The 14,993-nt window shown below is 72.5% G+C and carries 7 protein-coding genes; 5 read left to right on the top strand and 2 right to left on the bottom strand.

Features of this window, described 5'->3' with window-relative positions; genetic code table 11:
• The first annotated feature begins 8 nt into the window (after window positions 1-8).
• Both ACFYUZ_RS27810 and ACFYUZ_RS27805 read left to right on the top strand, forming a co-directional pair.
• Window positions 9-1,517, top strand: a complete 1,509-nt coding sequence (locus ACFYUZ_RS27810; protein ID WP_389313696.1) for a right-handed parallel beta-helix repeat-containing protein — start codon at window positions 9-11, stop codon at window positions 1,515-1,517.
• Window positions 1,518-1,671: 154 nt separating this feature from the next.
• Window positions 1,672-3,684 (top strand): fibronectin type III domain-containing protein, encoded by a 2,013-nt coding sequence (locus tag ACFYUZ_RS27805; protein WP_389313694.1) that lies wholly within the window; start codon window positions 1,672-1,674, stop codon window positions 3,682-3,684.
• A 62-nt stretch (window positions 3,685-3,746) separates the two neighbouring features.
• On the opposite strand, the gene ACFYUZ_RS27800 is transcribed toward ACFYUZ_RS27805, so the two are convergent.
• On the bottom strand, window positions 3,747-4,142 hold the full coding sequence (locus tag ACFYUZ_RS27800) for a nuclear transport factor 2 family protein (protein WP_389313692.1): 396 nt from the start codon (window positions 4,140-4,142) through the stop codon (window positions 3,747-3,749).
• Between the two features lie 215 nt (window positions 4,143-4,357).
• On the opposite strand from ACFYUZ_RS27800, the gene ACFYUZ_RS27795 reads away from it, so the two are divergent.
• Window positions 4,358-7,366 (top strand): BTAD domain-containing putative transcriptional regulator, encoded by a 3,009-nt coding sequence (locus ACFYUZ_RS27795; RefSeq protein ID WP_389313691.1) that lies wholly within the window; start codon window positions 4,358-4,360, stop codon window positions 7,364-7,366.
• A gap of 23 nt (window positions 7,367-7,389) precedes the next feature.
• Here ACFYUZ_RS27795 and ACFYUZ_RS27790 read toward each other — a convergent pair whose 3' ends face one another.
• Window positions 7,390-7,596 (bottom strand): hypothetical protein, encoded by a 207-nt coding sequence (locus ACFYUZ_RS27790; protein WP_389313689.1) that lies wholly within the window; start codon window positions 7,594-7,596, stop codon window positions 7,390-7,392.
• Between the two features lie 336 nt (window positions 7,597-7,932).
• Between ACFYUZ_RS27790 and ACFYUZ_RS27785 the strand changes: the two genes are divergently transcribed.
• Both ACFYUZ_RS27785 and ACFYUZ_RS27780 read left to right on the top strand, forming a co-directional pair.
• The gene (locus tag ACFYUZ_RS27785) at window positions 7,933-9,351 is read left to right on the top strand and encodes a helix-turn-helix domain-containing protein (RefSeq protein ID WP_389313688.1); all 1,419 of its coding nucleotides are present in this window, start codon (window positions 7,933-7,935) and stop codon (window positions 9,349-9,351) included.
• A gap of 202 nt (window positions 9,352-9,553) precedes the next feature.
• Window positions 9,554-14,993, top strand: a 5,440-nt coding sequence (locus ACFYUZ_RS27780) for an amino acid adenylation domain-containing protein (RefSeq protein ID WP_389313686.1), incomplete at its 3' end; no start/stop codon positions are given.

Here is a 14,993-nt window from a genome sequence, read left to right as displayed (position 1 = left end):
GTTGCGCCATGACCACCAGAGCCCTGCCCGCACGGCAGTCGCCCCTCCGCGGGCTCGTCGCCGCCGTCCTCGCGCTCGGCGGAATCGCCGTCCTCCCCGGCGCGCCCGCCGAGGCCGCGGGGAGCGTCACCCATGTGGACTGCTCCCGGGCGACCGCCGGGGACGGCAGCCAGGCGGCGCCGTTCAACAGCATCGAACAGGCCAACGCGAGGACGTACGGCCCCGGCGACACGCTCGCCTTCGCCGCCGGCACCACGTGCACCGGCGCCCTCGCCCCCCGGGGCAGCGGCACCGCCGCCGCACCCATCGACCTCACCGGCTACGGAACCGGCGCCCTGCCCGTGATCGACGGCGGCGGCGCCCCGAACACGGTCTCCCTCACCAACCAGGACCACTGGCGGATCAGCAACCTCAAGCTCACCAACCCCGCCTCCACCCTCGCCCGTCGCACCGGTCTGCGGATCTCCGCCACCGACGGAACGGCGCACCGCGGCTTCGACATCGGCGACCTCGTCATCGACCGGGTGGCCGGCCAGACGAACAAGAACAGCCCCACCACCGAGGACTTCGTCCAGTCCGCCGGCATCGTCACGGGCGCGAGCGGCACGAACTCGACCCTCAACGACGTCCACGTCCACGACAACCACATCAGCAACACCGGCGGCGGCGGCCTCAAGATCCGCGTCGGCGCCATGGCCGTCAAGGGCACCGGCGTGCTGATCGAGAACAACGTCGTCAAGGACGTCGGCGGCGACGGCATCATCGCCAGCTACGCCGACGCCCCCCTGATCCAGTACAACAACGCCTCCGGCGTCGGCAACGGCGTCTACCCCTTCTCCGGAGGCAACTTCGCCGGCATCTGGGTGCTCGGCGACCACGACCCGACGATCCAGAAGAACGCCGTGTACGGCATCACGCGGATGTCCGTGGCCGACAGCCAGGCCTTCGACTGCGACTGGGGCAACACCGGCACCTGCACGATCCAGTACAACTTCAGCCGCGACAACATCGGCGGCTTCTTCCTCGACTGCGACGGCTGCGGAACCATCGGCGGCGCCCGGCAGGTGATCCGCTACAACATCTCCGAGAACGACTGCCGCATGAGCAGCGTCAGCGCCGGCCGCTCCGCGCTGCACCTCTACAACAACGTCCTCTACTGCACCGACAAGAAGTTCAGCATCACGCTCCCCGACGAGAGCGTCGTCGAGAACAACATCTGGGTCGGGACCGGCGACTCCCGGCTGCCCACCGGGGCCGGGATCTCCTGGCTGTGGAACGTCTTCCAGGGCGTGCCCCGGCCCACGGCCAACGGCATCGTCGGCGACCCGCAGTTCGTGAACCCCGGCACCGGCGGCGACACGATCCACTCCGTCGACGGCTACAAGCTGCGCGCCACGTCCCCCGCCCTCGACAACGGCTCCGTGATCGGTGGAAACGGAGGCCGCGACTACTGGGCGAACCCGGTGAGCGCGACCGCGAAGCCGCACCGCGGCGCCTACAACGGGCCGGGGCTCTGAAGGTGTCCCGGTACGTGACGGTCTGCGACATGCCGCTTTCGGCGTAATCGGCCTGTTGGGGGTCGCTCGGCGGCCACCCTGAGCCTGTCGACCAGCGTGGGCTGTCGGGGCGGCAGCCGGCAGTCCGGCCCGGTGGCCCGGAGAGGAAAAGACCATGGCCCTGAGCCGCCGCCAGTTCGTCGCCTACGCCCTCGCCTCGGGGGTGGCGCTCGACATCGGTGACGTCGTCGTCTCGCCGTCCTCGGCGAGCGCCGCCGCCGCGCAGGTTCCCCCGACCTTGCTCGCCGGTCAGGCACTGACGTCGTCGACGGTGCGACTGCTGTGGACCGCGGTCGCGGAGGCCGACTCCTACCGGGTCTACCGGGACGACCAGCTGATCATCGAGCAGCCGGGCACCCTGCTGGAGGACACCGGCCTGGCCGCGACGACGACATATCGCTACGAGGTCACCACCGTGGTCGGCGGGGTCGAGTCGGCGCGCTCGGCCCCCGTCGTCGTGGTCACCCAGCAACCGGACCCCGCGACGCCGCCGTCCGCGCCGACCAACCTCAGGGCGAGTTCGATCACGTCGTCGAGCGTGAAGCTCAGCTGGACCAAGTCCACGAGCGTGGCCAAGATCACCGGCTACCGGATCCTCCGCGGTCCTTCCGGGGCTCCGCTCCAGGACCTGGTCCAGATCGCGACGACCGACGGCGGCACCACCTACACCGCGAGCAAGCTCTTCGCCCGCCGCGCCTACCAGTTCGCGGTGCGCGCCGTCGACGTCGCCGGGCACGTCGGGCCGGCCGCCTCCATCGCCGTCACGACCGGCACCTCCAGCGACACGAGCGCCCCCTCGGCGGTGTCGAGCGGCAGCGTGACGGTGCGGCGGTACTCCTCCAGCCGGCTCGACGTCGTCTGGGGCTCGTCGAGCTCCAGCGACGTCGCCGGCTACCAGGTCTACCGCAACAACGTCCTCGTCGCCACGGTGGAGGAGCCGCTGCGCAAGACGTACTCCGACAACGGCCTCGCCCCGTCGACCTCGTACACGTACCGGATCGCGGCGGTCGACTCCGCCGGCAACGTCTCGGCGCTCACGACCGGCAGGACGCTGTCCACCCCGGCGGCCGGAACCGTCCTGGTCACCCGCGGCCCCTACGTCGTCCAGACCGACCGGACGAGCGCACGCGTGCTGTGGTGGACCAACCTTCCGACCCCGAGCACCGTCGACTACGGGATCGGATCGTTCACCGCCAGTGTCTCCGACCCCACCCCGCGGCTCCAGCACGCCATGCTGCTCGGCGGACTGCAGCCGGGAACCGAGTACGTCTACCAGGTGCGGTCCGGCAACGCCACGCTCGCGGGCAACCGCTTCACCACCGCGGCCGCGCCGGGCACGGCCTTCACCTTCGCGGCGGTCGGCGACTACGGGGGCGGATCGGCGCAGGAGGCGAGCATCGCGAACCTGATCGCCGCGTCACCGGCCCGTTTCGTGCAGACCCTCGGCGACAACGTGTACCCGGACGCCCAGGACCCGGATCCGGAGCGCTTCTACTCCGACTTCGACAACCGCTTCTACAAGCAGTACGGCCCGGCCATCCGCACCCGGACGCTCTATCCGGCGAACGGGAACAAGGACTACTACGGCGACGGCGCGACGGCACGGAACCTGTGGTCCCCGAACAACCAGCGCTGGTACAGCTACGAGTGGGCCGACCTCCACGTCCTCGTCGTCGACAGCGAGCAGCCCCTGGGAGCCGGCTCCGCGCAGCGCGCCTTCGTGACCGCCGATCTCGCCGCCGCGACCACGGCGTGGAAGATCTGCGTCGTGCACCGCCCGCCCTACAGCTCGACGACCACCACCTCCAGCTCCACGACGGTCCTGGCCGATCTCGTGCCGCTCCTGGAGCAGTATCAGGTCACGCTCTGCCTCTCCGGCAACTCCCACAACTACGAACGGAGCCACCCGCTGCGCGGGGGCGCGATCGACCCGACGGGAGTGACGTACGTCGTCTCCGGCGGCGGCGGCAACGGACTCAACACGTTCCAGGCGAGCCAGCCGTTCTGGAGCGCGTACAGGGACGCGCGCTACGAGTACGTGCAGTGCTCGGTCTCCCCGACCCAACTCGTGCTCAGCGCGTACAGCGACACCGGGACGCTCTTCGACAGCGCGACCTGGACCCGGTGAACCGGCCGGCGGGACACGCTCCGTCGGGCGCGTACGGCGGCTGAGGAGGCGTCGGGCGCCGCTCACGGCGCCACGTGGTAGTACCGGGTACAGGCGAGGATCATCCCGTCGTCGGCGATCGTGAAGAGGTCGACGAAGCGCAGGTCCTGTCCGCCGGTGCCCGGCACCACCCGCCGCCCCGTCGCGACGACGCCGCGGTCCTGCCCCACGACCCGGTCGATCTCGTGACGGGCCCGCGGCGTGCGCCCGCAGCAGGTGTGCAGGACCGCCGCCCGGCCCCGGGCCGGAGGCAGTCCCGGCAGTTCGAGGACCACGCCGTCGTGCAGCAGGGAGGCGCACGAGTCCAGGTCACCGGCGTCCAGGTAGTCGTAGACCAGGCGGACGTGGTCGATCCCCGCGGCCGTGACCAGGTCGGCCGGTCCCGGCGACCAGGTGCTCGTGTCATCTTGGCGGTTCAACGGCTGAGCCCCTTTCACTCTCGGCCAGGAGTCTGGGGGGAGCCGCCAACTCCGCGTTATCCCCCCTCTATCTCCGACCGGGATCTTCACGGCATGGACAGGGCGGGGGTGGTTGTGGAGACTGTCCTCACTCGGACCTGACGTGTCAACTCGTTTCTTTGGTGGGGGAATCGGTGACGGACGACATCGGGGACAGATCCCAGGAACTCCCGGACATGTCGCCCCTCGCCTTCCGGGTCCTGGGACCGCTGCAGGTCCACGGCCCCGACGGGCCGCTGCGGCTCCCGCCCGGCCGCCAGGAGGTGATCCTCGCGGCGCTGCTCCTGGAGACGAACCGGGTGGTCAGCACCAACCACCTGGTGGACCTCATCTGGGAGGACAACCCCCCGGAGACCGCCCGCACCCAGGTGCAGATCTGTGTGTCGCGGCTGCGCAAACTCCTCGCCGGCGCGGACGGCGAGGTCTCGATCACGACCCGGCCCCCGGGATACGTGCTGCACACCGACGCGGGCAACGTGGACGCCGCGCTCTTCACCAGCCTCGTCTTACGGGCCCGCCGACTGCGGGAGCGCGGTGAACCCGACCAGGCCGTACGGCTGCTGAGGGACGCGGTGACGCTGTGGCAGGGCGACTGCCTGTCCGGCCTCGACAGCGGCCCGCTGGCGAACAAGGCGCGACAGCTCAACGAGGAACGTCTGACCGCCGTCGAACTCCGCATCCAGCTGGAGCTCGAACTCGGACGGTACGACGGCCTCGTGGGCGAACTGCAGAGGCTCACCCATGAACACCCGCTGCGGGAGAAGCTGCGCGGCCAGCTGATCCAGGCCCTGTACTGGTCGGGACGGCAGGCCGAGGCCCTGGAGGCCTTCCGCACCGCCCGGCGGTTCCTCGCCGAGGAACTCGGGCTCGAACCCAGCCGGGAGCTCAGGGAGCTGGAGTCGGCGATCCTCGCCGGCCGGCTCCCCGCGCCCGCCGCGCCCGCGCCCGTACGCGTGTCCGGAGACAGGGCCGAGGAGGAGCCGGCGGGAGCGGAGCCCGAGGAGGACTCCGAACCGGCCCCCGTCCCGCCGTCCCCGGAGTCCCTGCGCCAGGACGCCGTACCGCACCAGCTTCCCGCCGCCGTCGCCGACTTCGTGTCCGACGCCGGCCAGCTGGCCGTACTGGAGGAAGCGCTGACCGGACGGCCGGGCCGCACCACGGTGGGGCTCGCCGCGATCACGGGCAAGCCCGGCACCGGCAAGTCGACCCTCGCCGTGCACGTCGCCCACATGCTCTCCGAGACCGGCTTCCCCGACGGCCAGCTCTACTGCGACCTGCGCGGGACGACCGGCACCCCGGCCACCCCCGAGGAGGTCCTGGGCCGGTTCCTGCGCGCGCTCGGCATCCCCGGCCAGCTGATCCCGGAATCCCTGGACGAGCGCGCCGAGATGTACCGCACCCGGCTGGCCTCCCGTCGCGTCCTGGTCGTCCTCGACGACGCCGCCGGCGAGGGCCAGGTGCTGCCGCTGCTGCCCGGCAGCCGGGGCTGTGCCGTCCTCGTCACCGGCCGGGCCCGCCTCACCGCCCTGCCCGGCGCGCACCGGGTGGAACTCGACGTGCTCGCCGAGGACCGGGCGCTCGAACTGCTGTCCAGGATCGTCGGGCGGGAACGGGTCGCGGGCGAGGCCGCGGCCGCGGAGGCCCTGGTCCGCACGGTCGGACGGCTCCCGCTGGCCCTCCGGATCGTCGCCGCACGGCTCGCGGCCCGCCCGCACTGGACCCTGGCGTCGATGGTGCAGCGGCTCGCCAACGAGCGGCACCGCCTCGACGAACTGGCCCACGGCGAGATGACGATGCGCGCCAGCCTGTCGCTGACCTACGAGGGCCTGGCGCCGGAGGACCGCAGGCTGCTGCGGCTCCTGAGCATGGCGCAGGCGCCGACCCTGCCGAGCTGGCTGGCGGGCGCGCTGCTCGACGACCGCCGTCCCTTCCCCTCGGACCTGATGGAACCACTGGTCGACGTGCAGATGCTGGACGTCGCCGGAGTGGAGCGGACCGGCGGCTTCCGGTACCGCTTCCACGAGATCATCCGCGTGTACGCGCGGGAACAGCTGGCGGCACACCACACCCCCGAGGCACGGCAGGAGGCGCTCGCCCGGATGGCGGGCGGCTGGATGCACCTCGCCCAGCAGGCCCACCGCAAGGTGTACGGCGGGGACTTCACCGTCCTGCACGGCGACGCGCCCCGCTGGGAACCCCCGACCTCCTACACGGACGAGGTGCTCGCCGACCCGCTGGCCTGGCTCGACGCCGAACAGGCCTCCCTGTGCGGAATGGTCGAACACACCGCGGACGCCGGCCTCCACGACCTCAGCTGGGACCTCGCGACCTCGCTCGTCACGCTCTTCGAGGTCCGCGGCCACTACGACCTGTGGGAGCAGACCCACCTGAGCGCGCTGGCCGCCGTCCGCAAGGCGGGAAACCTGCGGGGAACCGCCGCGATCCGGGCGTCCCTCGGCTCGCTCTACATGAGCCGCAACCAGTTCGACACGGCCCGGCAGTCGCTGAACTCGGCGCTCGACGTCTTCCAGGCGCTGGACGAGCCGATGGGCGAGGCACTGTGCCGGCGCGACATGGCGCTCATCGCGCGCACCAGCGGCGACGACTCCGCGGCCCTGGAGCTGTACCGCCGCTCCCTCGCCGACTTCGACCGGGCGGGCGACGTGGTGGGCCGCGCGATCGTCCTGACCCAGAGCGCGCACATCCGGATGCGGCAGGGCGAGATCACGGAGGCACAGCGCCAGCTGGACGAGGCGCTGGACATCTACGAAGGGGTCGGTTACACGGGCGGCCGGGCGAGAACACTGCGGCGCGTCGGACAGCTGCTGCTCGAACAGGGCCGGAGCGACCTGGCGGTCCTGACCTTCACGGAGGTGCTGGAGCTCTGCCGGGATTCCGGCGACGTCATCGGGGAGGGCCATCTGCTCCGCGACCTGGGGCACGCCTTCGTCGTCATGGGCCGCCCCGACCGGGCCAGGGACTTCTTCGACCGCGCGGTGACCGCGCGGGAGGGCGTCATGGATTTTAGCGGTGGCGCGCTGGCGCGCCTCGATCTCGCCCGTCTCCTCGACGCGGAGCCCGGACGTTCCCGGCAGCTGCTCGTCCCTGCGGTCGAGGTGTTCCGCGAGCGGCGGATGGGGCGGGAACTCGCCGAGGCGGAGAGGCTGCTCGCGACCGGCTGCTGAGCGCGGGCCTCCCGGACGAGGATTCAGTCCCAGGGGTTGTTGTCGGTGCTGCACGTGGTGACGGGGCCGGTGGCGGTGACCGTCGTCGTGCAGACCGGGGTGGTGTCGGTGGTGCCCGTGGTCCCGTCGGCCCAGCTCGCCTGGACGCCCGCCCCCGTCAGGATCACGATCAGCGCGGCGGTGACGGCGGCGCGGACGGAGTTGCGGGCGGCGGTGGCGGTGTAGGACATCGGATCCTGCCTCTCGGTGGTGTGCGGCGTTTCCTTGTGACCACCACGTTAGGAACACCCGGATTCACGGCACCGCTCGCTGCCTTATCACCCCGCTATCACGGAACGGCGTCCCGCCCGCACCGCTATCACGGGCCTCCGGGCCGCTATCTCCCGCCATCCCGCCCCGGAGGCCCCGCCGCCCGGAGGGGGCGGCAGAGGGTTAGTGCCGGGATGCCCCCTGAATAGTCGCGTCCGGACGATGGGTCCCAGCAGACGGCGAGGCGAAGCCCCGGCCGGCGGCCCGACCGGGCGCCGACGGAAGGCCCGCCCCAACTCGACGAGCGGGAGCTTCTCATGACGACCAGTCTCTCCCCCGAGGAGACCGTGACGGCCACCGCCGCACTCGGCACCCTCATACGCGGCCATCGGCTTCGCATCGGCCTGACCCAGCAGGAGCTGGCGGACCTCTCCACCATCAGCGTCCGCGCCATCCGCGACCTGGAGAAGGGGAAGGCACAGCGACCGAGAGCCGACACGATCCGGCTGATCGCAGACGGCCTGCGCCTGGGCCCCCGGGCCCGCACCGCCCTCGAGGACGCCGTGCGGCGCGGACACGGACACCGGGGCGGCGTCGGACCGGGCGACCTCACCGCCGAGCGGCCGGCCCCGCCCGTACCGCTGCACCCGCTGATCGAGAGAGCCGCCGAATCCACCGTCCTCACCGAGGAGCTGCGCTCGGGAGCCGAGCGGCTGATCACCGTCGTCGGACTGAGCGGCGTCGGCAAGACGAGACTGGCCCTGGAGACCGCGGCCCGGCTGCACGACGCCGGCTTCCCGGTGCTGTGGCACACCGCCCCCGGGGCGGTCGCCGACTGCCTGCCGGCCTGCGACGGCCGGCTCGCCGCCCTGACGGCCGACTGCGCCGCCTTCCTCCACGGCGAAGGCCGGACCGACGACCTGGCCCCCGAACTGGCCGGCGCGCTCGGCGACCGCGCGGTGCTCCTCGTCCTCGACGGCGTCGACACCGCACTGCTCGACTTCCACCGCCTGAGCCGGCTGCTGCGCGAGCTGCCCGGCCTCCGTCTCCTCGTCACCGCCGACGAACCCTGGGACGTCCCCGGCGAACGCCTCTTCCTCCTCTCCCCCCTGGAGGCACCGGACCCCTCCGACGGCGTCCGCCCCGACGCGCCCGCCGCCCGCTTCTTCCTCAGCCGGCTCCGTCACGTCCGCCCCGACATCGTTCCCGACGAGCGCGTCCTCGCGGACATCGCCTGGGTCAGCCACCGGCTCGACGGCCATCCGCTCGCGCTCGCCGCGGCGGCCTCCTGGCTCACCGTCTGCGACCTGACCACGCTGCGCGGCATCGTCGAGTCCGACCCGGCGTCCCTGCTCGACCACCTGGCCGACGGGCGTTCCGGCTCCCGCCTCCGCGAGCGCGTCGCCCGTACGCTCGCCGCGCTCTCCGACGGCCACCGGCAGCTGATCGGCGCGCTGTGCGCCGCGAGCGAGGACGCGTTCGTCCTGGAGGACGTCGTCCGGCTGACCGGCATGCCCCTGCCGCACTGCGGCCGCATGGTCCGCGACCTGCTGGTCAGCGGGGTGATCCGGTCCGGCACGGACGGCGGCCGCTCCGCGTTCCGCGTGCTGAGCGTGGTACGCGCCCTCGCGGCCGACACGACGGCGACGGCGATCGCTTCCACGACGACGGCCCCGCACACGGCCCCTTCGACCGCGGCCGTTTCCGCCGCCACGGTGCGGACACCGGTCCGATGAGCGGCGGCGCCGTACCGGACCGCGTCGGCACGACTGCCGGAACCGCTGCCGCCTGACTGCCGCTCCACCGCCGAACCGCTGGCGTACCGCCGGACCAACTGCCGCTCCCGGCCCCCGCCCACGGGTTGTATGGCGACTGCCCCGCCCGAGCCCGCGCCGCTCTCCCACCCCTCCTCCGCCGTGACTTCCACAGGAGCCCCTCATGCCGTTCGACACGCCCGTCGCACCCGCTCCGGCTGCCGTCCGGTTGCCGCTCTCGGTGGCCCAGCGTGACATCTGGACGGCACACGCCCTCGACCCCACCGGCGTGAAGTACAACGTCGCCGAGTGCCGCGAGATCAACGGCCCCGTGGACCCGCGGCTGATGGCCGCGGCCTGGCGCCGGCTCGTCGAGGAGGCGGACTTCCTCCGCATCAGCCGCTTCGAGGACGACGGCGAGCAGGTGTGGCAGCTGGTCGACACCGACGCCGGATCGCGCACCCTGCCGTTCACCGACGTGAGCGCCGAGGACGACCCCGAGGGCGCGGCCTGGCGGCTCGTCGACGCACTGATCTGCGCCCCCTTCGACCTCACCGGCCGGCCGCCGGTCCGCTGCGCGCTGATCAGACTCGCCGAGGACAGGTACTTCTACTTCTACGGATTCCACCACCTGGTCGTCGACGGCGTGGGCGTGTCGATGGCACTCGCCCGGCTGATCGAGCTGTACGAGCAGGCCGTCGCGGGCGAACCCTGGGGACCCTCCCCGTTCGGGAGCCTGCCGGAGCTGCTCGCCGAGGATGCCGAGTACCGAGGGTCCGACGAGGCCGCCGCCGAGCGCGCCGCCTGGCGGGAGCACCTCGCCGGCGCCCCCGACGCACCCTCCGGCCTCGTCCGGGGCACCGGCCGGGCGACGGCCGCGCACGGCGGCCTCTCCTTCGCCCGGCGGAGCGTACGGGTGTCCCCGGCGGACGCCGACCGGCTCCGCTCGGTCGCACGCGGCGAGCGCGCCACCTGGTCCGTCCTCCTCGTGGCCCTGTTCTCGGTCTACCTGCACCGCGTCACCGGACGCACGGAGCTGATGGTCGCCCTCCCGGTCACCGGCAGGACGTCCCGGCTCGCCCGCAGCACCCCGGGCATGTCGTCGAACGTGGTCCCGCTGAGGATCCGGATCGACCCCGAGGACTCGCTCGGCGCACTGGTCCGCTCGGTGGGAGCCGAGGTCAAGCACGGACTGCGCCACCAGCTGACCCGATACGAGGACCTCTGCCGCGACGCCGGCGTCGTCGACGGCTCCCGGAGACTGGCCACGCCCGTCCTCAACATCATGGGCTTCCACGGGGAGCTCACCGTCTGCGGCCACCCCACGGTCAACCACAACGTGAGCAACGGCCCCGTCGACGACCTCAGCGTCGCCGTGCTCGACCTCGGCGCCGCCAACGGCCTGCGCATCGACTTCGACACCCCCGTCGACGGCGTCGACGTCACCGCCGTCGCCGCCCACCAGGACCGTTTCGCCGCCTTCCTCACCGCCCTCCTCGCCACGGAGCGCCCGGCCGAACGCAGGGTCGCCGACCTCGACGTCCTGTCGGGGACGGAGCGCGAGCTGTTGACGGGGCGGTGGGCCGGGCCGGTGGCGGACGTCGTGGAGACGACGCTGGTGCAGCGGTTCGAGGAGCAGGCGGCACGGTTCCCCGACGGGGTCGCGCTCGTCGACGGGGCGGGGGAGGTCACGTACGCCGAGCTCAACGCCGCAGCCAACCGCTGGGCCCGCCACCTGCGCTCCCGGGGCCTCGGCCGCGGCGACATGGCCGGAGTCCTCTTCGAGCGCGGGACCCGCTTCGCCACCGCTCTGCTCGCCGTCCTGAAGACCGGCGCCGCCCACGTCCTCCTGGACCCGGACTTCCCCGACGAGCGGCTCCGCTCGGCGGCCGCCGACGCGGGCATCAGCCACCTCGTCACCGCGCCGGCCCTCGCGGGCCGGGTCGAAGGCCCCTGGGCGACCCACACCGAGGCCCCCGGCGAACTCCTGTCCCACCACCCCGGCAACCTCGGCCTGCCGCTCGGCCCGGACGACCCCGCCTGCCTGATGTTCACCTCCGGCTCGACGGGCCGCCCGAAGGCCATCCTGTCCTCCCACCGCAACCTGGTGTCGACCCTGATCGGCCAGCCCTACCTCCCCGCCGGCCCGGAGCAGGTCTACCTCCAGTGCTCGCCGGTGTCCTGGGACGCGTTCAGCCTGGAGTTCTGGGGCGCGCTCCTCCACGGCGGCACGGCGGTCCTCCAGCCCGGACAGAAGCCCGAACCGGCCCTCGTGACCGAGCTGGCCCGCCGCCACCGCGTCACGACACTCCTGCTGTCCGCCACCCTCTTCAACTACCTGACGGACGAGCACCCCGAGGCCTTCGAGACCGTCACCACCGCCTTCACGGTGGGCGAGGCCGCCTCCCCGGCGCACGTCCACAAGCTCCAGCGGCTCCGGCCCGGCATCACCGTCCTCAACGGCTACGGCCCCGCCGAGGTCATGATCTACGCGACCACCCACACCATCGAGACCGGGCCCGAACCCCACCCGGTGATCCCGATCGGCACCCCGCTGGTCAACAAGCCGGCCTATGTCCTGGACGCCCGGCTCGGCCTGTGCCCCCCGGGGGTGACGGGCGAGCTGTACGTGGCGGGCGAGGGGCTCGCCCACGGCTACCTGGGCCGGCCCGACCTGACGGCCGCCCGGTTCGTCCCGAACCCCTTCGGCCCGCCGGGCAGCCGTCTCTACCGGACGGGAGACCTGGCCCGCTTCGACCGGGACGGACGCCTCCTGTACGAGGGCCGCGCGGACGACCAGATCAAGATCCGCGGCTTCCGCATCGAACCCGGCGAGACCGAGGCCGCCCTCCTGACCCACCCGGCCGTCACCCGGGCCGTCGTCACCGTCCACGAGAAGAGGCTGGCCGCCTACGTCGTCCTCGCGGACGGGGACACGGCAGGGGAGACGGACCCCGACGAGATCCGCCGGCACGTCGCCGGCCGGCTGCCCGAGCACCTCGTCCCCACGTACCTGACCGTGCTCGACCGCCTGCCCGTCACACCCAACGGGAAGATCGACAAGCGGGCGCTCCCGGCCCCGACGACGGTCCTGGGAACGGCCCGTGCCCCGCGCGACGAGACCGAGGAGATCCTGTCCGCCCTGTTCGGCAGGACCCTGGAGACGCCCGGCCCGATCGGCATCGACGACAGCTTCTTCACCCTCGGCGGGCATTCGCTGCTCGCGGCCCGGCTGACGAACCACATCGCCGAGGCGTTCGGCGTGAGGCTGACGATCCGGGACGTCTTCGGGCACCCCACGGTCGCGGGGCTCGCGGAACTGCTGGGCGAGCAGACCGGCGTACGGACCGTTCCCCCGCTGGTGGCGGGGGAGGGGGCCGGTGAGACCGCTCCGGTGTCGTTCGCCCAGCGGCGGTTGTGGCTGCTGTCGGAGCTGGAGGGGGACAGCGCGGCCTACAACGTGCCGATGGTGGTGCGGTGCGAGGGCGGGCTTGATGTCGGGGCGTTGGAGCGGGCGCTGAGCGACGTGGTGGAGCGGCATGCTCCGCTGCGGACGGTGTTCGAGTCGGTGGAGGGCGAGCCGCGTCAGCGGGTCCTGCCGCCGGAGCAGTCCCGGGTGTCGGTGGAACGCCGGAGCGTCGAAGCCGAAGCGCTGGAAGGGGAGCTGGCCGCGACGGCGGGCCGTGCCTTCGACCTGGCCGTGGATCTCCCGCTGCGGGCGGTGGTGTTCGAGCCGGGTGACGGTTCGGCGGTGCTGTCACTGGTGGTGCACCACATCGCGACGGACGGTCTCTCGAACGCCGTCTTCTTCGGGGACCTCCAGCGGGCCTACGAAGCCCGGGTCGCGGGGACGGAGGACTCCGTCCTTGAGCCGCTGAGCGTCCAGTACGCGGATTACGCGGTCTGGCAGCGGCGGGTGTTGGGTTCGGCGGACGATCCGGGGAGCGTGCTGGGCCGGGAGCTGGAGTTCTGGCGCGGGGCGCTGGAGGGTCTCCCGGAGGAGCACGGGCTGAACCTGGACCGCCCGAGGCCGGCCAGGGCCTCCCACCGGGGCGGACAGGTCGAGGTCGGCTTCGGGGAGGACCTCTTCGAGCGGGTGGCCGCGTTCGCCCGGGCCGAGGGGTGCACGCCCTTCATGGTGGTGCACGCCGCCCTGGTCGCGGCACTGACGAGGCTCGGCGCGGGGACGGACCTGGCGATCGGCTCACCGGCGGCGGGCCGCGGAGAGCCGGAACTGCAGGATCTGGTCGGGTTCTTCGTGAACATGCTGGTCCTGCGGACGGACAGTGCCGGTGATCCGAGCTTCCGCGAGCTGCTGGGCCGGGTGCGTACGGCGGACCTGGACGCGTTCGCGCACCAGGAGGCCCCGTTCGACCTGGTCCTCGAAGCGGTCAACCCGACCCGGAGCCTCTCGCGGCACCCCCTCTTCCAGATCAGCCTCGGCCTGGAGACCGGCGAGGGCTCGGCCTTCGAACCGAGCGGAGTCCGGACGGGCCCGGTGGAGAAGATCTCCAGCGGCTCCGCCAAGTTCGACCTGGAGTTCTTCCTCCGCTCCGGCGACGAGAAGGAGCTGCGGGCCACCGTGCTCTTCGCGACGGAACTGTTCGACGAGGTCACGGTACGAAGGACGGTGACGGTCCTGGGCGAGGTGCTGACCCAGGCCCTCGACGAGCCGGACCGGCGCCTGTCGGACCTGGAGGTCCTGTCGGGGGCGGAGCGCGAGCTGTTGACGGGGCGGTGGGCCGAGCCGGTGGCGGGCGTCGTGGAGACGACGCTGGTGGAGCGGTTCGAGGAGCAGGCGGCCCGGCGGCCGGAGGCGACGGCCCTGATCGACGGAGACCGCGAGGTCTCGTACGCCGAGCTCAACGCCGCCGCCAACCGCTGGGCCCGCCACCTGCGCTCCCGGGGGCTCGGCCGCGGCGACATGGCGGGCGTGCTCCGGCGGCGCGGGGCGGAGTTCGCGTCGGTGGTGATCGGGGTCCTCAAGACGGGGGCGGGGTACACGCTGCTCGACCCGGACTTCCCGGACGAGCGGCTCCGCTCGGCCGCCACTGACGCCGGCATCGCCGTCCTGGTCGCGGAGCCCGGTCTCGCCGAGCGCCTCTCCGGCCCCTGGGACACGGCCGCTTGCTCCTCCGAGCAGTTGGCGGACCTCGGCGGCGAGAACCTCGGCACGGAACTGAGCGCCGACGACGTGGCGTGCCTGATGTTCACGTCGGGTTCGACGGGTCGGCCGAAGGCGATCCTGTCGTCGCACCGGAATCTGGTGTCGACGGTGTCGGGGCAGTCGTACGGCGGGTTCGGTGCGGGTGAGGTGTTCCTGCAGTGCTCGCCGGTGTCGTGGGACGCGTTCAGCCTGGAGTTCTGGGGTGCTCTGCTGCACGGCGGTGTGTCGGTGTTGCAGCCGGGTCAGCGGCCGGAGCCGGTGTTGATCGCCGAGTTGTCCCGCCGGCACGGGGTGACGATGCTGCAGCTGTCGGCGAGTCTGTTCAACTTCCTGGTCGACGAGCACCCGGAGGCGTTCGAGACGGTGACGGTCGCCTTCACGGGCGGCGAGGCGGCCTCTGCGGCGCACGTGCACAAGCTCCAGGAGCTGAGGCCGGCGGTCAGGGTCGTCAACGGTT

Origin of the sequence: Streptomyces sp. NPDC004266 (assembly GCF_042874095.1) — a bacterium.
In the GTDB taxonomy this organism is placed as follows: Bacteria; Actinomycetota; Actinomycetes; order Streptomycetales; family Streptomycetaceae; genus Streptomyces.
This window is presented reverse-complemented; position numbering and strand designations above follow the sequence as displayed.